Source organism: Crystallibacter permensis, assembly GCF_025960875.1.
Lineage (GTDB): Bacteria > Actinomycetota > Actinomycetes > Actinomycetales > Micrococcaceae > Crystallibacter > Crystallibacter permensis.
In genome coordinates, this window is record NZ_JAODLR010000003.1 from 244,867 (window position 1) to 265,066 (window position 20,200).

Annotated in this window: 16 protein-coding genes, 1 tRNA gene and 2 pseudogenes; 15 read left to right on the forward strand and 4 right to left on the reverse strand. The window is 61.8% G+C overall.

From position 1 onward, the window contains the following. The first annotated feature begins 23 nt into the window (after positions 1 to 23). The 8 genes from B0G38_RS05245 to metE all read left to right on the forward strand — a co-directional run bounded on the left by B0G38_RS05245 (position 24) and on the right by metE (position 8,491). Entirely contained in the window at positions 24 to 1,343 is a 1,320-nt protein-coding gene (locus B0G38_RS05245; protein WP_264668457.1) for a glutamate-5-semialdehyde dehydrogenase, read from the forward strand. A 139-nt stretch (positions 1,344 to 1,482) separates the two neighbouring features. Next, on the forward strand, positions 1,483 to 1,710 hold the full coding sequence (locus B0G38_RS05250) for a hypothetical protein (protein WP_264668458.1): 228 nt from the start codon (positions 1,483 to 1,485) through the stop codon (positions 1,708 to 1,710). Positions 1,711 to 1,717: 7 nt separating this feature from the next. Then, the gene (gene nadD / locus B0G38_RS05255) at positions 1,718 to 2,386 is read left to right on the forward strand and encodes a nicotinate-nucleotide adenylyltransferase (RefSeq protein WP_264668459.1); all 669 of its coding nucleotides are present in this window, start codon (positions 1,718 to 1,720) and stop codon (positions 2,384 to 2,386) included. Between the two features lie 37 nt (positions 2,387 to 2,423). Next, the gene (locus B0G38_RS05260; RefSeq protein WP_264668460.1) at positions 2,424 to 3,854 is read left to right on the forward strand and encodes a hypothetical protein; all 1,431 of its coding nucleotides are present in this window, start codon (positions 2,424 to 2,426) and stop codon (positions 3,852 to 3,854) included. A 31-nt stretch (positions 3,855 to 3,885) separates the two neighbouring features. Continuing rightward, positions 3,886 to 4,275, forward strand: coding sequence for a ribosome silencing factor (gene rsfS / locus B0G38_RS05265; RefSeq protein WP_264668461.1), 390 nt, complete (start codon positions 3,886 to 3,888; stop codon positions 4,273 to 4,275). 339 nt (positions 4,276 to 4,614) lie between these two features. Next, positions 4,615 to 4,687: transfer RNA gene (locus B0G38_RS05270), tRNA-Ala, on the forward strand. Between the two features lie 434 nt (positions 4,688 to 5,121). After that, positions 5,122 to 6,072, forward strand: coding sequence for a methylenetetrahydrofolate reductase (locus B0G38_RS05275; protein ID WP_264668462.1), 951 nt, complete (start codon positions 5,122 to 5,124; stop codon positions 6,070 to 6,072). A gap of 79 nt (positions 6,073 to 6,151) precedes the next feature. After that, positions 6,152 to 8,491 (forward strand): 5-methyltetrahydropteroyltriglutamate--homocysteine S-methyltransferase, encoded by a 2,340-nt coding sequence (metE, locus tag B0G38_RS05280; protein WP_264668463.1) that lies wholly within the window; start codon positions 6,152 to 6,154, stop codon positions 8,489 to 8,491. A gap of 86 nt (positions 8,492 to 8,577) precedes the next feature. On the opposite strand, the gene B0G38_RS05285 is transcribed toward metE, so the two are convergent. Next, positions 8,578 to 9,501, reverse strand: a complete 924-nt coding sequence (locus B0G38_RS05285; RefSeq protein ID WP_264668464.1) for a LysR family transcriptional regulator — start codon at positions 9,499 to 9,501, stop codon at positions 8,578 to 8,580. A gap of 510 nt (positions 9,502 to 10,011) precedes the next feature. Here B0G38_RS05285 and nrdH point away from each other — a divergent pair. The 4 genes from nrdH to nrdF all read left to right on the forward strand — a co-directional run bounded on the left by nrdH (position 10,012) and on the right by nrdF (position 14,040). After that, complete coding sequence (gene nrdH / locus B0G38_RS05290; RefSeq protein WP_264668465.1) at positions 10,012 to 10,260, forward strand: glutaredoxin-like protein NrdH; 249 nt, start codon at positions 10,012 to 10,014, stop codon at positions 10,258 to 10,260. Positions 10,261 to 10,288: 28 nt separating this feature from the next. Continuing rightward, positions 10,289 to 10,768 (forward strand): class Ib ribonucleoside-diphosphate reductase assembly flavoprotein NrdI, encoded by a 480-nt coding sequence (gene nrdI / locus B0G38_RS05295; protein WP_413542029.1) that lies wholly within the window; start codon positions 10,289 to 10,291, stop codon positions 10,766 to 10,768. A gap of 17 nt (positions 10,769 to 10,785) precedes the next feature. Next, entirely contained in the window at positions 10,786 to 12,906 is a 2,121-nt protein-coding gene (gene nrdE, locus B0G38_RS05300) for a class 1b ribonucleoside-diphosphate reductase subunit alpha (protein WP_264668562.1), read from the forward strand. A gap of 159 nt (positions 12,907 to 13,065) precedes the next feature. Beyond that, positions 13,066 to 14,040 carry a class 1b ribonucleoside-diphosphate reductase subunit beta gene (nrdF, locus tag B0G38_RS05305; RefSeq protein ID WP_264668466.1) on the forward strand — a complete coding sequence of 325 codons (975 nt, stop codon included), beginning with the start codon at positions 13,066 to 13,068 and terminating at the stop codon, positions 14,038 to 14,040. A gap of 90 nt (positions 14,041 to 14,130) precedes the next feature. Here nrdF and B0G38_RS05310 read toward each other — a convergent pair. Beyond that, positions 14,131 to 14,634, reverse strand: a pseudogene (locus B0G38_RS05310) (recombinase family protein); the annotation flags it as partial. Between the two features lie 289 nt (positions 14,635 to 14,923). On the opposite strand from B0G38_RS05310, the gene B0G38_RS05315 reads away from it, so the two are divergent. After that, positions 14,924 to 15,292 (forward strand): hypothetical protein, encoded by a 369-nt coding sequence (locus B0G38_RS05315; RefSeq protein WP_264668467.1) that lies wholly within the window; start codon positions 14,924 to 14,926, stop codon positions 15,290 to 15,292. A gap of 374 nt (positions 15,293 to 15,666) precedes the next feature. On the opposite strand, the gene B0G38_RS05320 is transcribed toward B0G38_RS05315, so the two are convergent. Beyond that, positions 15,667 to 16,122 (reverse strand): hypothetical protein, encoded by a 456-nt coding sequence (locus tag B0G38_RS05320; protein WP_264668468.1) that lies wholly within the window; start codon positions 16,120 to 16,122, stop codon positions 15,667 to 15,669. A gap of 370 nt (positions 16,123 to 16,492) precedes the next feature. Here B0G38_RS05320 and B0G38_RS05325 point away from each other — a divergent pair, with 370 nt between their 5' ends. Next, the gene (locus tag B0G38_RS05325) at positions 16,493 to 17,254 is read left to right on the forward strand and encodes a hypothetical protein (RefSeq protein WP_264668469.1); all 762 of its coding nucleotides are present in this window, start codon (positions 16,493 to 16,495) and stop codon (positions 17,252 to 17,254) included. 655 nt (positions 17,255 to 17,909) lie between these two features. Further along, positions 17,910 to 18,071 (forward strand): annotated as a pseudogene (locus B0G38_RS23305) (recombinase family protein); the annotation flags it as partial. A 182-nt stretch (positions 18,072 to 18,253) separates the two neighbouring features. On the opposite strand, the gene B0G38_RS05335 reads toward B0G38_RS23305, so the two are convergent. After that, entirely contained in the window at positions 18,254 to 19,561 is a 1,308-nt protein-coding gene (locus tag B0G38_RS05335; protein ID WP_264668470.1) for a hypothetical protein, read from the reverse strand. Between the last annotated feature and the right edge of the window lie 639 nt (positions 19,562 to 20,200).

Here is a 20,200-nt window from a genome sequence, read left to right on the forward strand (position 1 = left end):
ACTATAACGGCTAAAATCGGACTATGACCCAGACAGCTGCCTCCCAGACCCCGGCCGTTACCGAGCAGTCCGCTGCAGAGCAGCCGGATGTCACTGCTGCCGTCCATAGTATTGCCGAACGCTCCCGCACCGCTTCACGGCGGATGGCCCGCGCCAACCGCGCCTGGAAGGACCGGGCGCTGGTGGAGATCGCCGAGCAGCTGGTCGCCAAGCGCGACGTTGTGCTGCATGCGAACCGGCTGGATGTGGAGAAAGGCCGGGAGAACGGGACCAGCAAGGCGATGCTGGACCGCCTGAAGCTGGATCCTGCCCGCATAGACTCCCTTGCGGCGGCACTGCACAGCCTGGCCGGCCTGCCCGATCCCGTCGGTACCGTGATGCGTGGGCAGACGCTGCCGAATGGACTGCGGCTGCGGCAGGTCCATGTACCCATGGGCGTGATTGCCGCCATTTACGAGGCGCGTCCCAATGTCACCGTGGACATCGCCGGTCTGGCACTCAAGAGCGGCAACGCCGCAATCCTGCGCGGCGGTAGTGCGGCCGCCGAGACGAACGTGGCCTTGCTGGGGATCATCCGGGATTCGCTGGACAGGGTGGGCCTGCCCTCGGACGCGGTGCTGAGCGTCGATGAATACGGCCGCGAGGGTGCGAACGCGCTGATGCAGGCCCGCGGCAAGGTGGATGTACTCATTCCGCGCGGCGGCCGCGACCTGATCCAGACCGTGCTGAACACGGCCAAGGTGCCCGTGATCGAAACCGGCGAAGGCAACGTGCACATCTACGTGGATGAATCCGCAGACACCCAAATGGCCGTGGAGATCCTGCTTAATGCCAAGACCCAGCGGCCATCCGTATGCAATACCGTAGAGACCTTGCTCCTGCACTCGGGTGCTGGCGCGGGGGCGGACGTGCTCCGCTCGCTCGCCGGGGCCGGCGTCCGGCTCCATGTCGATGACCGCGTAGCCGCGATCGTGCCGGCCGGAATCCAAGTCGAGCGGGCAACGGATGAAGACTGGGGCCGTGAATACATGGATCTGGACCTCGCCGTCGCCATGGTTGACTCGATGGACGACGCGCTCGATCACATCCGCAGGTGGACCACCGGACACACCGAGGCCATCATCACCAATGATCTTGGTAACGCCGACCGTTTCGTTGCAGAGATTGATTCCGCTGCGGTTATCGTCAACGCCTCCACCCGGTTTACCGACGGCGGCGAGCTGGGCTTGGGCGCCGAGGTCGGCATCTCCACCCAGAAGATGCATGCCCGTGGTCCCATGGGCCTGCGGGAATTGACCACCACAAAGTGGATTGTGCAGGGCGAAGGCCAGGTCCGGGACTAAACACCGGGCGGCTACCCGCCCCGCCCCGCCCCGCCGCTCCGACGCGTGCCGGTGGGTGTTCCGCCGCGCGAACGCGTACCATTAGACAGAACTGAACTTCCGCCTGCCCAGGCGGTCCACCATTCCCAAGGGAGAAAATATGCTGACTCAGGTATTCGGCGCCGCGCTGGTGGCCAGCGAGGCCCACGTTGAACTTCCGGTGTCGCCGGTCGTCATCGGCGGCGGAATCTTCGTGGTCTTCCTGATCATGATGTTCTCCACCATCGCCTTTACCAGTGTCGGCCACCGCCACTCCGCCGTCGAGGAACATGCGGATCCGCACCGCCAGCACCCGAACAAGCACGATCACGGCCAAGCCCAGCACTAAAGTGCCTATGGCTTTCCCCTCAACCGGAACAGCGGCTACGCTGCCTGGCAGCACAGCCTCCGGCCGCAAATTCCGGCTGGGGGTCATGGGCGGCACGTTCGATCCGATCCACCACGGACACTTGGTCGCGGCCAGTGAGGTGGCCGCGGTTTTCGATCTGGACGAAGTAGTCTTTGTCCCCACGGGCCATCCTTGGCAAAAATCGTCCCGGACTGTTTCACCCGCGGAGCATCGTTACCTGATGACAGTGATTGCCACCGCTTCGAACCCGCGGTTCACGGTGAGCAGGGTGGACATCGACCGTCCAGGATTGACGTACACGATCGATACGCTGCGTGATCTGCGGGCCGCCCGGCCGGAAGCTGAGCTGTACTTCATCACCGGTGCGGACGCGCTGGCCCAGATCATGTCGTGGAAGGACATCGACGAACTGTGGTCACTGGCGCACTTCGTCGGAGTCACGCGTCCGGGCCACGTGCTGCACGATCTGGGGCGTAAGGACGTCAGCCTCCTCGAGGTCCCGGCCATGGCCATCTCCTCGACCGACTGCCGGGACCGGGTGGCCGAAGACCAACCCGTCTGGTACCTCGTTCCGGACGGCGTAGTACAGTACATTGCCAAATACGGTCTCTACCGGGCACTGGAACCGGCGGATCGGTTCCCCGCAACAAACTAGCCGTACATACCTCCACATTCTGGGTGAAAAATTATCAATGAGTAAGGAATCGCAGACGCCGCGCAGCCGGAGAGAAGCCCGGCTGCAGCGCGGACCCGGCGGGAACCCGGACGCCGGTGGTACGCCACCAGGAGCTGCGGGCGCTATGACGACGCCGTCGGGCACGTCCGAAGGTACCGAGCGGTCTTCCCAAGCGCGCGCCCGGGATCGTGAAGCGCACCGGGCCTACCGTGCCCTGACGGAGGCGATACCCGTTGTTCCTGCCGCGCAGGCACAACCCACCCGGCGCCAACTGAGGCGGCAGCAACTGGCGCGGGAACAAGGCCCGCAGACCGAGGGGTCGCCCCGTCCGCCGGTAGCCGCCCCCATGAACCGGCCCGTCAAGCCGGTATCCGCAGTAGCGGGGGAGGCGCCGGCAAAGGATCGTCCCCTTCAAGCACCGCAGACCGATGCGCAGTACCGTCCCAACCGGCCTCCCATCGAGGGCGGCCGCCGGGAGCGCCGCCGCCGTAGCACCGCCCCAGCGACTGGGGTAGCCGAATCCCCAACAACTGATGAGGCTGCTCTGCCGGACGCCGCCGCTGAAGCCGTCGACGCTGGAAAGATGACCGTCGAGCAGGCTCTGGTGGCCAAGGAACTGCTGATGGGCCAGGCCAAGAACCTGGCCGCGATGATGGAGGCGCGCAAGGACCAGGACCCCCGGACGGTTGATCTGGAAATCCTCGCCCAGCAGAAGGCCTTGGCCGAGCGTGCGGCGGTGCTGAACCGCCGGGCCGCGGACAAGCAACGGTTGAGCCAGGAGAACCAGCAGCGGCGGCAGACTGCGGGACCGGGAGACATCGCATCGGCCCCGATGGAATTCGTGCGTCTGCCGGGCAGTGATAAACACGTACTGCGTCCGTCCCCGACGTCCAATGTGCCGCTGGTGAGCAATGCGCCGGAACGGGCCGTGGAAGCAGGGGCAACCGTCCCCGTACGGCCTGCTGCAGCCGCCCAGCCGCTGGCCCCAAAGGGGTCGCAGGTGCCGCAACGGAAGGCTGCGCCGGCGGAAAAGCCGACGCCGGTTGACAACTCTGCGCCGACAGACAGGCTTGCCTCGGTAGAAAAGGCCGTGCGCAACACGAGCCCTGCATCGGAGGTCTCCGCCAAGTCGAGGCCCGCGCCGGCAGCGCCGGGACCAAAGCCGGCAACGCGCGTTCCCAGGCCCGTGACTCCGGGGACGAGGCCGTCCATCTCATCAGCGCCGGCCAGGTCCAGGCTCCTGGCCCAGGCCGAAGCCGTCGCCGATGGTCGCGGCAGGAAAGTGGAACCCCTCAGCGCCAGGAGCGCTCATGGACTGGACCCGCTGGACGCACGGACCGCTGGCCAGGCCAACAGTGCCAGAGTTGCTGTCATCGCCGCTCTGGTGCTCGGCGGAGCAGCCTTTATTACCGGACTGATTATGATGATCGTCGGTCTCAGCAATTAGTTCCACAACTACCTCACCAAAAAGGAGCCCTATGGCAGCCTCAGAAGATTCGATTTCCATTGCGCGGATGGCTGCCAAGGCTGCCTCCGACAAGATCGGCCAGGACATCATCGCCCTCGACGTCAGCGAGCGTCTGGCGATCACGGACGTTTTTGTGATTGCTTCGGCTACTAACGAACGTCAGGTCAACGCGATCGTCGACGGCATCGAAGAAGAGCTGCACAAGCGTGATCTGAAACCGGTCCGTCGCGAAGGCCGGTCCGAAGGACGCTGGGTGCTGCTCGACTACGCCTCGGTTGTCATCCACGTCCAGCACGAGGAAGACAGGGTCTTCTACGCCTTGGAGCGCCTGTGGAAGGACTGCCCGCCGATTGACCTGCAGCTCGACGAGGCGCCGGCAACAGCGTCCGACGGCGAGTGATTGAGTAACGCTCGAAGCTTCAGGTTTTGAGCTGAATCCCCGGATACCTTTATTGGTGTGCCGGGGATTTTGCATTTGCACGCCCGTGCGGTGGGACATGCCGCCCCGACTGCGGCCCGGCGAATAACAGTGATGTGATTTAGATCAAACTCTCACGTTGTCGCTGCGGTTCCGTGCTCGATGAGAGCCGTAAGCCGCGGAACGACGCGGTTTTTGCGGGAAATGGGTCTGAAGCGGACTCGATTTGGAATCTGATGGATCCTCTGCATAGAATATTCAAGTTGCTGCGGCACGGGGAGGGAACGAACCGGGCAGGGTAACACGGTAGAAACCGGAAACGGGGCTGTGGCGCAGCTGGTAGCGCACCTGCATGGCATGCAGGGGGTCAGGGGTTCGAGTCCCCTCAGCTCCACCGATGAAAAGAGCCGCTCAGACTGAGCGGCTCTTTTCTTTTCCCCGCATTTTTTCTTCGCGCGTATCGGGCCCTGCCTACGCGCTTCATAATCCGTCCGGGATGACGCTTCGCCCGTCACATACGCCCCGGGCGCCGTCAAGAACGGAAACGTGCCGTCACCATAGGCCGTTTGCTTGTCCGCACTCCTGCCCGTGCGTAGAGTTCTGGGCAAGTTACTTCCGTAACAGGTCAGCGACCCTCTCGATGAGGGTGTGGGTGCCCCGGGTGTGGGTCTGACATTTGGCACAGGAGTCTCCGTTGCGTGCGGCCGCATGCAACGCAGGCAGGCTCCTGAGCTCCTTTCCGAACTATCACGTGTGCTGCCTTGCCAGCGGCGGTTCTTCCGCCCTGGATTCTCCGCAGCCGCGTGTGACCTCACCGTAAGGATACAAATGTCACCGCCAACCCCGACGGTTCCGCATTTTGATGCGGAAATCACCAACCATCCAGCCCTGTCCTATGAGCTCTTTCCGCCCAGGAATGCGCAGGCAAACGAAGCGCTCTGGCGGACCATCCGCGAACTGGAAGGCACTGCCCCGGACTATGTTTCGGTCACCTACGGTGCCGGAGGCTCCAATCAGGGGACGGCCCTGGAGCTGCTCGAACGCCTTCAGAACGAAACCCGGCTGCGGCCGCTGGCCCACCTGACCTGTGTCGGGAGCAGCGGGCTGGAGCTGGCCCGGACCATCGAGGCAATTCTCGGCAGGGGAGTCAGAGGGATCCTGGCGCTGCGCGGCGATGCCCCTGCCGGCAGCTCGGGCCGCCCCTCGGGAGAACTGCGGTACGCGCAGCAGCTGGTCGAACTGATCCGGCGGATTGAACGCCGACGGACCGCCCACCTGGCGGCCGGGAAAGTGGCCATCGGTGTAGCTGCCTACTCCAGCCGCCATCCCGAATCGCCCAGCTTCGAGCACGACGTCGAAGTGCTGCTGGCCAAGCAGGCCTCGGGCGCGGACTTCGCGATCACGCAGATCTTCTTTGACGCCAACGATTATTCGTCGCTGCTGCGCCGTGCACGGCAGGCTGGAGTCCGCATCCCGATCATTCCCGGGATCATGCCGCTGACCAGCGTGCGCCGGCTCGACAGGCTTGCCCAGCTGGCCGGCATCGACGTGGATTTTGCCGTCCGCGACCGGCTGGCCAGCGCCGGTGATGACTCTACGCGTCAGCGCATCGGGATCCAGGCCACCGTCGACCTTGCCAACGCCGCTTTGGACGCCGGGGCTCCCGGACTGCACGTCTATACCTTCAACGAGCATGTGTCCGCCCTGCAGCTGCTGGAGAAACTGCAGCTGCCCCGACCGGCTGCCCCGGTTCGCCACAAGGTGCTGGCCCGGGCGTAAAAACTCACCCACGACGTCGCCCTAAGGGCCACCGCCGGAACTCATCTTCTGCGCTACACCAGAATTAAGGACTTATCCCATGACTGACAATACTTTCCCCGCTGCCACCATCCTTGGCTACCCTCGAATCGGCCCCCGCCGGGAGCTGAAGAAAGCCCTGGAGAACTTCTGGTCCGGCGCCAGCACTGCCGCCGAGCTGGAGCAAACCTGCCAAGACCTGCGCCACCGCAGCTACGCGCACTTGGCCGAACTCGGTCTGGACGCCCACGCGTCGGCGGTCCCGGCGTCGTTCTCCTACTACGACCAGGTCCTGGACACCGCCGTGACGCTGGGCGCGGTGCCGGTCCGCTTCGCCGACCTGTTCGACGGCGAGGGCAAGCTGGGACTCGACGCCTACTTCACGCTCGCCCGCGGCGACGCCGACCGCGCTCCGTTGGAGATGACCAAATGGTTCGACACCAACTACCACTACCTGGTCCCCGAACTGGGCCCGGAGACGGTATTCCGGATCGCCAATGAATGGATCGTGGAGAACTTCACGGCGGCACGTCAGGCAGGTTTCACCACCAGGCCGGTGCTCGTGGGTCCGGTCAGCTTCCTGCTCCTGAGCAAAGCGGCAGACGACGCCGGCGCGGGCTTCGAGCCGCTGTCGCGTCTGGCCGACGTGCTGCCGGTCTACGCCGAGGTCCTTCGCGCCCTGGCGGCGGCCGGGGTCGAGTGGGTCCAGCTCGAGGAGCCGGCGCTAGTGGCCGACCAGGACTTGTCCGAAGGGGAACTGGCGGAGGCGGTTCGGTTGGCCTACACCGCGCTGGCCACGGAACTTCAGGTGCCGCAGCGGCCGCGCCTGCTGGTGACATCGTCCTACGGCTCGCTGGACGGGCTGCTGCCCGCGCTGGCAGCCTCCGGCGTCGATGCCCTCCACCTGGACCTCGTCAACGGCGCCGTCCCCGCCGCGGCGGAGCTGGAGGCCCTGGGGAGCACTGTGCTGGTCGCAGGCCTGGTGGACGGAGAGAACATCTGGAAGGCAGATTTGGCCGCCGCAGCAGACAAGCTGGGACGTTTGGAGCAGTCCGTCTCCCGGCTTGCCGTTGCGACGTCGACCTCGCTCTTTCATGTTCCGCATGATGCAGAGCAGGAGCAGCAACTGGACCCGGTCCTGCGCAGCTGGCTCGCCTTCGCCGACCAGAAGGTGGGCGAGGTCCGCACCCTGGCCCGTGCGATAGGCAAGCCGGAAGCGATTGCCGCAGAAGTGGCCGCCGCTGCTGCCGTCCTGGAAACCCGCCGACAGTCTCCGGGCGTACAGCAAAGCGCAGTGCGCGCCCGGACCGGGGGACTAGCCCCGGCCGACTTCACCCGCGGTGACTTCGAGAGCCGGCAGATCGCGCAGCAGGACGTACTCCGGCTGCCCGCGCTGCCCACGACCACCATCGGCTCCTTCCCGCAGACCCGCGACATCCGGCTGGCCCGTGCCCGCGCGCTCAAAGGCGAACTGGGGGCCGGTGCCTACGAGCAGCTCATGAAGGACGAGATCAAGCGCGTCATCGAACTCCAGGAGGAACTGGGTCTCGATGTGCTGGTGCACGGAGAACCCGAGCGCAACGACATGGTGCAGTATTTTGCCGAGAACCTGGACGGCTTCGACGTCACGGTGCACGGCTGGGTCCAGTCCTACGGTAGCCGCTGCACCCGCCCCTCCATTCTCTGGGGCGACGTCAGCCGGCCGGCACCGATCACGGTTCCGTGGACACGCTATGCGCAGTCGCTGACGCAGAAGCCGGTGAAGGGAATGCTGACCGGACCGGTGACCATCCTGGCCTGGTCCTTTGTCCGGGACGACCAGCCGCTGCAGGAGACCGCCAACCAGGTGGCACTGGCATTGCGGGACGAAATTTCGGACCTGCAGGAAGCCGGCACCAAGATCATCCAGGTCGATGAGCCTGCGTTGCGGGAACTGCTGCCGTTGCGCCGGCGCGACCACGTGGACTACCTGCGCTGGTCCGTTGACTCCTTCAGGCTCGCCACTTCCGGCGTCGCCGCCGCCACGCAGATCCATACGCATCTGTGCTATTCCGAATTCGGTGAGATCATCGACGCCATCGATGCCTTGGACGCGGACGTGACAAGCATCGAGGCGGCCAGATCCCGGATGGAGGTAGTCAAGGACCTGGAGCAGTACGGCTTTGCCAGAGGCGTGGGACCGGGGATCTACGACATCCACTCGCCGCGCATCCCCTCGGCGGGCGAGCTTGAGGAGCTGCTGGCTGCCGCCGTCGCACATGTGCCGGTACGGCAGCTGTGGGTCAACCCGGACTGCGGTCTGAAGACCCGCGCCTACCCGGAAACCAAAGCTTCCCTGGAGAACCTCGTCCAGGCCGCCCGGAGAGTGCGGGCGTCACTGGTGGATAGCCTGGCCGGATAGCACTTTCAACACATTCAAAACGCGATGTCCCGGCCGGCTGCTGCCTGCCGGGACATCGCGTTTTTCCCTGGCGGCCCAGGATTTGATCAGCGGCGCCGCGGGCTGATGCTCAGGCCGCGGAGGATGTCGGAGAGCTGTTCCATGAACAGGCCGACCTGGGCATTCTGCTTTTCATTGATGAGCAGGGCAAAAATGTTCCGGGCGAGGCGGATTTCCGGCACATCCAGGACCACCACACCGTTGTCCATGTGCTGCATGGCCAGCTCCGGCACCAAGGCCGCGCCGAAACCGGCGGCTGCCATTTCGAGGCTGGCGTTGAAGTCGTCGCAATAGGCGACTACCCGCGGGTGGAGGTTGCAGCTGGCGAAGAGCCGCTCGATTACAGTGGCATCGGCGGTGCCTGGGTGATGCATGATCCACGGCATTTCCGCCAGCTGCGACGCTGAGACCTGGGAGCCGGTCTGCAGCCCCCACGATTCCGGCAGGACCACGCGGAAATTATCGTCGCCCAGCCATTGCCTGTTGACCGAATGCGGCCAGGCCAGCCCGCCTTGGCCTACCTGGTACACCAACGCCAGATCCAGTTCGCCGCCGGTGCGCAGGCCCTGGATGGTCTGGGCCGGTTCCGCCACGAAAACTTTCAGATTGATGCCCAGATTTGGCCACTGCGGCAGGCGGAGCAGTCTTGGCAACGCATACGTGGCCAGACTTGGAAAGATCCCCAGTCGGACTTCCTGGGCTGTGGTGTCATGGGTGCGCGAGGTTGCCGCCAGGAGGGCGTCGATGTCGGTCAGGACCTTTGCCGCATGGCGGGCCATGACGAATGCGGTCTCGGTAGGGCGGACACTTCGTGCTGAACGCTCAAAAAGGGTCACCCCGGCCTCCCGCTCCAAAGCGGACATCTGCTGCGAGACGGCGGAGGCCGTGTAGCCGAGCTGCACGGCGGCGGCAGCGAAAGAGCCACGCCGGGTCACCTCCAGCAGTGTGCGCAAATGGACGGGGTTGACCATCGGAATTCCTCACGCTCGGCGAATGTTGTATTAATGGCATCTTATGCACCGGTGGGGGCAGGACACGGGAGCAGGACAGTTGAACCTGCAGAGCCGGTGTCGGCGGAGGCAACAAATTGCAGTGGGAGCAGCTTCCACCGGGCAAATCTGTGTAACCGACCACTGGCCAAGGTGACGGCCGACGCTATTCGACACGCCCGGAGAATCGGCGACACGAAGTATTTGTGCCTGTGGGGATCGTTGTCCACAGCTTGTGGACGGGGGAGTGAAAACTGCGCGAAATCAAGGGCGGGGAGCAGGAATTATCCCCAATGCCTGTGGACTGACGGACGCACAAATGACATACTTGTAATACATCATCTAGGGGTCCGCCCCAGAAGCGTGCACTAGATGTAGTGGATGTAGTAGATTGAAACCGCTGGCAGGGACAGACTCAGGATCATCTGAAAGACCAACTTGAACCCCGAGAGACAGCGACTAATAGTCACCAAAGTTTTAGGGAGAGGGACCATGACTGTAACCGTTTACACGAAGCCAGCATGCGTGCAGTGCAACGCAACCTACCGTGCTCTGGATAAGAAGGGCATCACCTACCAGAGCGTTGATCTCTCCCAGGATCCGGCTGCGCTTGAGCGCGTTCGCTCGCTCGGTTACATGCAGGCGCCCGTTGTCGTCACCGAGCAGGACCACTGGTCCGGGTTCCGTCCGGACAAGATCGCCGAACTCGCCCAGTCAGCGGCTACCTCCTCGGTGGCCTGATTTCCAACAAAGTCGGGAGGCGCTCTCCATGGCAGCTACGCTGATGGCCGAAGGAGCCACAACGTACGGCTCCGGAGCAGGCCCCGGTTCATCGACCAGCGCGTCGCTGGTCTACTTCTCCTCGGCATCGGAAAATACGCACCGGTTTGTCAGGAAGTTGGGTATGGAAGCGGCACGAATCCCGCTGCGCACCCAGGACGAAACAATTTATGCCCGGAAACCCTACGTTCTGATCCTGCCCACCTATGGTGGGGAATCAGGCCGCAATTCGATTCCGAAGCAAGTGCTTAAGTTCCTCAAGAACGAGGAAAACAGATCACTGCTCAGGGGCGTTATCGGCGCCGGGAACACAAACTTCGGCACTACCTATTGCCTGGCCGCTGACAAGATTGCGGCCAAGTGCGAAGTGCCACACCTATATAGGTTCGAGCTCATGGGCACGGCGGACGACGTCGCCCGTGTCAAACAAGGATTGGAAGAGTTTTGGAAACGACAGTTGAAGCAGTAGCGGATTCGAAGCCGGAGCTGCCCGAGGCCTACAAGGGCCTGGGATACCACGAGCTCAACGCCATGCTGAATCTGTACGGTCCGGACGGCAAGATCCAGTTCGACGCGGACCGGGAGGCGGCACACCAGTACTTCCTCCAGCATGTCAACAACAACACCGTCTTCTTCCACGACCTTGAGGAGAAGCTGGACTATCTGGTCAAGAATGACTACTACGAGCGTGAAACGCTTGACCAGTACACCATGAACTTCATGCGCGGCCTGTGGGACCGCGCGTACAAGAAGAAGTTCCGCTTTGAAACCTTCCTGGGCGCCTTCAAGTTCTACACTTCCTACACACTGAAGACGTTTGACGGCAAGCGTTTCCTGGAGCGCTACGAAGACCGCGTCTGCATGGTGGCCCTCCACCTCGCCCGGGGCGACGAGCAGCTGGCCATGCAGATGATGGACGAAATCATCGAGGGCCGTTTCCAGCCGGCCACGCCAACCTTCCTCAACGCCGGCAAGAAGCAGCGCGGCGAGCTGGTCTCCTGCTTCCTGCTGCGCATCGAAGACAACATGGAGTCCATCGGCCGCTCCATCAACTCCGCCCTGCAGCTGTCCAAGCGCGGCGGCGGCGTCGCCTTTGCCCTGACCAACATCCGCGAGGTCGGCGCACCGATCAAGCAGATCGAGAACCAGTCCTCCGGCGTCATCCCCGTGATGAAGCTGCTCGAAGACAGCTTCTCCTACGCCAACCAGCTCGGTGCGCGCCAGGGCGCCGGTGCCGTCTACCTGCACGCGCACCACCCGGACATCTACCGGTTCCTCGATACCAAGCGCGAAAACGCGGATGAGAAGGTCCGGATCAAGACCCTCTCGCTCGGCGTCGTAATCCCGGATATCACCTTCGAACTCGCCAAGAAGGGCGAGGACATGTACCTCTTCTCCCCGTATGACGTGGAGAAGGTCTACGGCATGCCCTTCTCGGACATCTCGGTGACCGAGAAGTACTACGAGATGGTGGATGACAGCCGGATCAAGAAGACCAAGATCAAGGCACGCGATTTCTTCCAGACCCTGGCGGAGATCCAGTTCGAATCCGGGTACCCGTACATCATGTTCGAGGACACGGTGAACCGGGCCAACCCGATCGACGGCAAGATCATCATGTCCAACCTCTGCTCGGAGATCCTGCAGGTTTCGCAGCCGACCACGTACCATGACGACCTGTCCTACGACGAGACCGGCAAGGATATTTCCTGCAACCTGGGCTCGCTGAACATCGCCAAGACCATGGACTCGCCGGACTTTGGCCGGACGATCGAGACGGCCATCCGGACCCTGACCGCGGTATCGGACATGTCCAACATCGGCTCCGTGCCGTCGATCGCCAAGGGCAATGACCAGTCGCACGCCATCGGCCTGGGCCAGATGAACCTGCACGGTTACCTGGCGCGGGAGCGGGTCCACTACGGTTCCGAGGAAGGCCTGGACTTCACCAACATCTACTTCTACTCGGTGGTCTACCACGCCATCCGTGCGTCCAACCGGATCGCCATGGAAACCGGCCGGACCTTCGGCGGGTTCGAGAAGTCGAAGTACGCCAGCGGCGAGTTCTTCGACAAGTACACGGACCAGATCTGGGAGCCGGAGACCGAGAAGGTCAGGGCGCTCTTCGACGGCATCCACATTCCCACCCAGGAGGACTGGCGGGAGCTGAAGGCCTCGGTCATGGAGCACGGGATCTACAACCAGAACCTGCAGGCTGTCCCGCCGACGGGCTCGATCTCCTACATCAACAACTCCACCTCCTCGATCCACCCGGTGGCGTCCAAGATCGAGATCCGCAAGGAAGGCAAGATCGGCCGCGTCTACTACCCGGCTCCTTACCTGACCAACGACAACCTGGACTACTACCAGGACGCCTACGAAATCGGCTACGAGAAGATCATCGACACCTACGCCGTTGCAACGCAGCACGTGGACCAGGGCCTGTCCCTGACGCTGTTCTTCAAGGACACCGCCACCACCCGGGACATCAACAAGTCCCAGATCTACGCGTGGCGCAAGGGCATCAAGACCATCTACTACATCCGCCTTCGCCAGCTCGCGCTGGAAGGCACGGAGGTGGAGGGCTGCGTCAGCTGCATGCTGTAGTAGCCCAAAGCAACTGAAAAGTACGACGGCGGGTGCGCGCCCGCCGTCGTACGCCCACCGAGCGGCACCCTTTCCCTAAAGGGCGCGGCTTCGGCGCTTAAGCGCCACACCGCGCGAACTAGACTTGAAGTAAACACCAAAGGAATCCGAGGGTTAGAAATGACGGAGAAGGTCAAGCTGCTCCACCACGTTGAGGCCATCAACTGGAACCGCATCCAGGACGAGAAGGACGTGGAGGTCTGGAACCGCCTGGTCAACAACTTCTGGCTGCCGGAGAAGGTGCCGCTGTCCAACGACGTGCAGTCGTGGGCCACGCTGACCCCGGCCGAGCAGGAAATGACCATGCGGGTCTTCACCGGCCTGACTCTGCTGGACACGGTGCAGGGCACTGTCGGCGCCGTCAGCCTGATTCCGGATGCCATCACCCAGCATGAAGAGGCGGTGTACACCAACATCGCGTTCATGGAGTCGGTGCATGCCAAGAGCTACTCCTCGATCTTCTCCACGCTGTGCTCCACCAAGGAGATCGACGAGGCCTTCCGCTGGTCCAACGAGAACGAGAATCTGCAGAAGAAGGCGCAGATCATCGTGGACTACTACACCGGCGATGACCCGCTCAAGCGCAAGGTCGCCAGCACCCTGCTCGAGTCCTTCCTGTTCTACTCCGGCTTCTACCTGCCGATGTACTGGTCTTCCCGGGCCAAGCTGACCAACACCGCCGACCTGATCCGCCTGATCATCCGCGACGAGGCCGTGCACGGCTACTACATCGGCTACAAGTTCCAAAAGGGGCTGGAGAAGGTGGACGAGGCCAGGCGGCAGGAACTGAAGGACTACACCTTCGACCTGCTCTATGAGTTGTACGAAAACGAAGTGCAGTACACCCACGATCTTTACGACGGCGTGGGCCTGGCGGAGGACGTGAAGAAGTTCCTGCACTACAACGCCAACAAGGCGCTGATGAACCTGGGCTATGAGGCCATGTTCCCCTCGTCCCTGACGGACGTGAACCCGGCCATCCTGTCGGCACTGTCCCCGAACGCGGACGAGAACCACGACTTCTTCTCCGGCTCCGGTTCGTCCTACGTGATCGGCAAGGCCGTCAATACTGAAGACGAGGACTGGGACTTCTAAGGCCTGTTTTACCTCAGGACGACCCGTTCACAATGAAGGCACCGCCGTAGAGCTGCGGTGCCTTCATCGTCAGATGTCGCCTGCCCAGCGTCAAGCGCCGTCCGCGTCAGGGGTCTTTCGTTTTACTCTTTCGATGGCACGGTAGACAGTGGATCGGCCAACGGAGAACAGCTCGGCCAGTTCATACATGGTATGTTCGCCGGCGATGTGCAGCTTGTAAAGATGAGCTTCCTGCTTGGGCGTCAGTTTCGGTTGCTCGCCGCGCAGGCGGCCTTTGGCCTTGGCGATTTTCATGCCCTCGCGGGTTCGAGAACGAATGAGGTCGGTTTCGAACTCCGCGATCATTGCCAGGACGTTGAATAGAAGCTTGCCCATTGGGTCGGTCGGATCGTGGACTGAGCCCCCGATGTTCAGTTTGATTTCCCGACTTGCCAGATCGTCTGCAATGTCATGGGTGTCTCGAACGGACCGGGCCAAACGGTCCAGCTTGGTCACGATCAAAGTGTCGCCAGCACGGCAGGCCGCCATTGCCTCGCGCAGCCCTGGCCGATTTCTATTGGTTCCGGTGAGTCCGTGATCGACATAGATCCGTTCCGTGAAGTAATTCAGTCATGCCAATGAGTGTGTCACATATGTCCCCCTGACCGGCCGGTTCACCGGTCCATCTATATGGGACGGCGTACAAGCAGCTACTTCGAGACTGCTGGTCAGCGATGGGTTTGCCCGGTGGAGCACCCTCTTGCGGGACCTTTTGGATCGCCTATGTGGAACACCCCTTACGGGTCCATCTTTGAGTCAGCGAGCCCGGGCTACTTACAGCTGACACCCTCCTGGGCAAACCTGCAGCTTGCCGGTATCGTTCCCTTTACACGGATAAGGGGACGTGATGAATCCGAGCCTGAAAGTGCGAGCCGCCATTCTCCTGCCCGCCATCTTCATCATGCTGGTGATGACTGTTCTCGCATTCGCGCAACCGGATCTAATCGGACCTCTAACCAGAACTATGCCGTTTGTCTGCATGGTAGCCCTGGGACCGGCAATGGTCCTGGCGCGGTTAGTTGGACACCGGAGTGCCCAGGCAGAAGCGAACTTCGATAGAAGGGCCGCCCAACTGCGGAAGGTGCTGCTCGGACTGCTCGTGGTCAATGCGGTTTTCATCGTTGGTATGGCGGTTCTGGCATTCACCCAGCCGCCGAAAGTTGCGATTCTGACTATGGTTACACCGCCGTGGTCACGGCTATCGTGCTCGTGACCACACTTGTTTTCGATCGCCGGACGCATTCCGAGGAAGGCTCTAGGACCCGAACAAATACACCCTGAATTGGCAGGACTAGCGTCTTTGACTGACTGTTAATTCCGGTTGGGTGCTCCCATAAGCGGAGTTTGGCCGTCGCCTCGTCCCGTCAACCGATATACATCGAAATTTTCGTTTGGGCGCCCTTCGACAAATTGTGGGACCTGAGCCAGAACCCGGAGCAGCATCCGCCATCGGAGATTTGCGGGACAGGCCCACTGTGGCGCGGCACGCATCCGGATATTTTTCGCAGGAGTCGGTGTGAGTGAGTGCGCGACGGACGAACTAGAAACCGTCATTGCGCTGCTTTCCTCTTGCAGGTCACTCTCGAATCAGCGTGTAGAAACGGTTTGCACGTAGAAGGTTTCCTCGCGACGGCATTGTTCTGGCGCCTCCTCTAAGAGTTTTCCGAGCTGCCCTTGCGAAATCACACCTCCGCCCAGCGTGGCGGACATGGGTATCCCGACCTCGATTGATCGTCCTTCCACTTCCACAGTCAGCGGGTTGCCCCCTTGGAAACTTGTACCAGCAGGAAACACGAGTGCCATGTCACGCCCCTCGACCGTCCTGCCAATGACGCAGTTCTCGTCGCTCAGGAGCAAGGTCCCATCGAACCCTGCTTCCATCTCAAAGTTCTCGACGCCGCTGTCCGGATTAACCAGAAGCATTTCTTCCTCTGGACCAGTGATGACAGCTGTGTTCTGTACAGCCTGGCCTGAGGGATCACCACAACCGGTCAAGACCACGGTAAGTGCTAGAAGTACCTCACGCGGGGGAAATCTTTTCATAGTGAGCTCCTGTAGTCCGGGAACTTATTTATGGCATCGGGGCTTCTGGCGCGATTGCTCCTGTCCCTCCACCCATTGGATCGAATTGTTCTGGGAAAGGGCTCGAACCAAAGATCTCGGGCCATAGCGCTTATTAGAAGTCTTTTGGGGATCGGCTAACGTAGCGCCATGGCCTGAAGCAAACCACCATTCGGGCTGCGCCCGTTGCAGCAGGTCCGGAGCCAGTGAAGACCTCGTCAGAGATATCTGGGTTCTGGTGCCGTCTGGTGTCCCGTAGGCTGGGCGCATGAACCGCAAAAGCGCCAGTCAGCCGCGTCGAAGACGGCGGTGGATTGCCGCGATTTCTATCCTCGTTGGAGTTCTGATTGCGGTGCCTGCCGTCATAATCGGGCAGTTCATGATCGGCCAATCCGTTGGCCGGGTCACAGTGGTTGAGGACGCCGGCGGAAGAGAGCGCACGGTGTACTGGCGGGACTATCCGGGAATCGCCGGCCTGGATCCCGAGGAGGTCATGCAGGGCCCCACTCCCGAAGTGGGGTATGAGAAAGGCCAGGCGATGGTCGCGGAGATCCGGACAGCGCTGACCAAGGAACTGAAACTGGAGTGGGCACCTCCGCCGGATGCGCACGACGACGCCGAGCCGTTTATCGATCGGGTCCAGAACTACTTCGGCGGAGAGTCGCTTCTCACCGTCGTCAATGCGCCAACTTCCCAAAGCACCAGTGTGCCGCGGTCCTGGGCCGATAAAGAGCGGGCGATCAAGATCATCGGCGAGGTCACCGGCCAATATGGCTACAGTGCGCCTGAGCTTGAACGCCTTGACGAATGGACAGAGGAAGACCGCATCCGTGATCTGGGCGGGACAGTCCCGGAAACTCAAGTGATCGTCTCCGGGTCAGTCCACGGTCCCGCCGGCCAGTGGCTCATGTTCACATTCCAAGACCTCTCCAAGGACACAAACGGCAGCTTCAGGGAACGGCTCGAACCACTCGAGGAATCGGGCTGGCAATTCGACACTCTCAGCCTCAGCTACGGTGCGAACGGCCTCCTGCGCGAGGAAAACCGGGAAGAGTTCAAGAAGCGGCTGGCACCCTTCGCCGGCCTGACGCCCCCAGCTCCACTCGAAACCTAGTCCTGCGGCCGTGCGATTCTAACGCTGAAATGGTGTCGTTCTAGGGGATCGACTCATGGGGTGGCCATCAGTCGACGGGTCTATGCGACGCTCAGGAAAATTACTGGTAAAGGTCGCCTTTACCTGATGGCGACCGCGAGCCTCTACGAAGCAATAGAATCCCCGTGCTGACTAGGGCTATGAAAATTAGGATCCCGACAAGCGTCGCTTGAAAAGATCCTCCCCACCAAACCAAGGCCAGTCCGACTAGGGCAAGAAACGCGAGGACAATGCAAATGATGTCGAGCGTCCTGTTAACAGATGCATTCACTAGAACCTGTCTTTCTTTCGGTCCCTCATCATGGCCTGTGCGTCTTCTCCTGGACAAGACGGACTGACCAGAAACTCTTCCATCTCCCGCTAGCTAATCCCATGCGGGACAACCCCACGCCGCGGCGGCGGATCTGTCCCGGTGGAAGTACCCCCTCCGCACGCTGTAACGGTGGACGGCCGGCTTCCACGCCGGCGGGTCGGTCGCGGCTCTGGGCCGACGGCGCCGCTCAGACCGCGGGAGCCGTTCGCTCCCGCCTGAAATCGTTGGCGCGATCGAAGGCCTCGCGCTGCCCCGGCCGGCGCCAACCATTGCGTTCATCCACCGGCGGATCGGCTCCGTCACGTCGCCAAATTGATATCCGACCTCATCCGCGCCCGCACCCGCGAAGGCATGCAGGTTGCCAACGCCAAAGGCCGGCTGCGCGGCAAACAGCCCAAACTCTCCAAAAGCCAGGAAGCCCACCTTGTCTCCCTATATAAGGGAGGACAACACACCACCACTGAACCCGGACACTTGAGGCGGCCTTTGCACCGGGCAGGGGCAAAGCCAAGACTTGGCTGCGGACGAGGATTGCAGACCACCGTCCCTATGGTGCATGATGTGGCGGGCGCCGACGGCGTACGACGGGTGCGCTACGGCGCCGACCGCCTTGGGGATCACGGCGCGTCGGTAATCGCCCTCTTTAGTCAGCCTGAGTGAAAGACGTGTCGGCCATGCTCGTAGACATCGACCGGGCCGTCGTCAGAAACCTTGATTGCCAGGCCGCAAATGCTCGCGTTCCACGCCGCGGTGCTCCTTGCGCCGGGAAACCACTCGAGATCCTGACGCCCCGCCGCAGCAAGAGCTGCAGGGCTGGGTACCGTAATCATGCTTGCGACGTCGATGATCCTACCGTGATCATCCAAAAGAACGGCACCATCAATACCGGAGGCCGCTTGCAGAACCCTGATGGATGTCGGATCGCCGAGGGTCCCGCCCGACACGGACGACCGGAGGGTGTGCGCAGCTCGATCCGGGTTCGCATGGTCAGGAACGATCTCGGACGGATCTACGTCGGCGTCCAGGAACACATAGAGCGACCCGTGACGCTCGTATCTGCATCCCGCCACAAGCCGTAGCGCGTGTTCGGCAACATCAGGGCTGAGACGGGCTTCCAGTAAGCGCCTCAGCACGTCCCAGTCCTGATACAGCCAGCTGCCCTGAGAGTTGATGAAGGTCACTCCTGCCGAGAGTGCGAAGTGGATGTCCCCGGACGGCGACGCAGAGAGGATCGACGTGCCCGTCCGGAGAAATCCGTACAAACCTTTCAAACCCTCCGCCGGAGCCAGGACCTCGGAATCTGCCCATTCCACGGAAGTGTCAACGAAGCCCTGGGCAGCACCGCTTTGACCACCGGCGACAAGTGCAAATTTGCCATTTTGTAAGAATGGTTTCAACCATCTCTCTCTGAGAAGCGCTTGCTCGAACGGAAGAGGCTGATGAAACGGATGGAATCGGGCATTCGCGCGTTTCGTGAACGTGGGCAAATGCTTGACCAGCACGACGTTGCCCGTGAACCGGGAACCTTCGTAGGTTTGGCGCGCAGCCGCCTCGAAGATCCTGATCCATCGGAGAAGTGGTGTGGTCGGGAACGGCGACAAGCGAGCCGCCGCCCGCAAGAACTGAGTCGCTGCCAATGCACTCCATAGATCCTGTGCCACCGACACATCGCCTACAACCTGTAGGTCCGATCGGAAAACCGACAAAACTCTCTTGATCAGACGGATTTCATTCGGCGAAGCCAGCCGACCGGCCGGGAAACCAATGGTTACTCTCTCACGATGATCGGTCGAAGCAACCCATGCCTCGTAACGACCATTTATCACCTCGGCGAAGCCCACGCGCTCTGCGTTCGGCGGCGCGTTTTCGGTGCGTTCAATGGACCAACCTTGGACAACCTCGTCAAGCAAGTGGGCCAATTCGGCAGCAAGGTCGTGGGTCGTCAGAATTGGCATGGGGCAACCGTAGGTGGTCGACGCGCCTGGCCGTAATAATCTCTAGAGTCGACTCTGCGACGATCCAATTGGACCTCCGTCGTTGCCTTGCGCTCGCTAAGGCGCGTCGTGAGCTTCCACCGGAAGAAGTAGTCGAACGCCCCCGGCCAACCTTGGCGATGCCGTGCTTGCCACAATACTCCCCTCACAACCTGACTTTCATCCGTTGGAAGGGCTTTTCTGCTTCGCGGCGCTGTCACCCGAGTGATGTTAACTTTGTGGCGGGCTCTGTTCACTACACAACGCATTGCTTCAAGCCAAAGTAGCCCGCGACCATCGCAGGATCCTGGACGGGCTGGCAGATAATGACGCTGAAACCATGGTGGAACTGCTACACGACTGCTTCCATGTCCCCACGGACAGGACGCAACTAGCAACGCCGGCACCAACATGCACTGAACGGGCAGCAACAAGCTGAGATCTCGTTGGCACGAAACCAGAGATGCTAGCAGCCCATGCCTCTGCTCGCTGTCCGGGGGTACCTCCATTACCTGTAGCAGTAAAGGCAGGGCCCACCTCTTCTTGCGACAAAGGCAAATGAGACGCATTGATGCGACAGGAAGAAAAGGCCGCGCCCGGCGATCGATCGACCCGAACAGC

Coding starts and splice junctions, on each gene's coding strand:
- B0G38_RS05250 (WP_264668458.1), top strand. CDS start 1,483: ATGCTGACTCAGGTATTCGGCGCCGCGCTGGTGGCCAGCGAGGCCCAC.
- nrdI (WP_413542029.1), top strand. CDS start 10,289: ATGGCAGCTACGCTGATGGCCGAAGGAGCCACAACGTACGGCTCCGGA.
- B0G38_RS05320 (WP_264668468.1), bottom strand. CDS start 16,122: ATGAAAAGATTTCCCCCGCGTGAGGTACTTCTAGCACTTACCGTGGTC.
- B0G38_RS05260 (WP_264668460.1), top strand. CDS start 2,424: ATGAGTAAGGAATCGCAGACGCCGCGCAGCCGGAGAGAAGCCCGGCTG.
- B0G38_RS05335 (WP_264668470.1), bottom strand. CDS start 19,561: ATGCCAATTCTGACGACCCACGACCTTGCTGCCGAATTGGCCCACTTG.
- B0G38_RS05245 (WP_264668457.1), top strand. CDS start 24: ATGACCCAGACAGCTGCCTCCCAGACCCCGGCCGTTACCGAGCAGTCC.
- metE (WP_264668463.1), top strand. CDS start 6,152: ATGACTGACAATACTTTCCCCGCTGCCACCATCCTTGGCTACCCTCGA.
- B0G38_RS05285 (WP_264668464.1), bottom strand. CDS start 9,501: ATGGTCAACCCCGTCCATTTGCGCACACTGCTGGAGGTGACCCGGCGT.
- rsfS (WP_264668461.1), top strand. CDS start 3,886: ATGGCAGCCTCAGAAGATTCGATTTCCATTGCGCGGATGGCTGCCAAG.
- nrdF (WP_264668466.1), top strand. CDS start 13,066: ATGACGGAGAAGGTCAAGCTGCTCCACCACGTTGAGGCCATCAACTGG.
- B0G38_RS05275 (WP_264668462.1), top strand. CDS start 5,122: ATGTCACCGCCAACCCCGACGGTTCCGCATTTTGATGCGGAAATCACC.
- nadD (WP_264668459.1), top strand. CDS start 1,718: ATGGCTTTCCCCTCAACCGGAACAGCGGCTACGCTGCCTGGCAGCACA.
- nrdH (WP_264668465.1), top strand. CDS start 10,012: ATGACTGTAACCGTTTACACGAAGCCAGCATGCGTGCAGTGCAACGCA.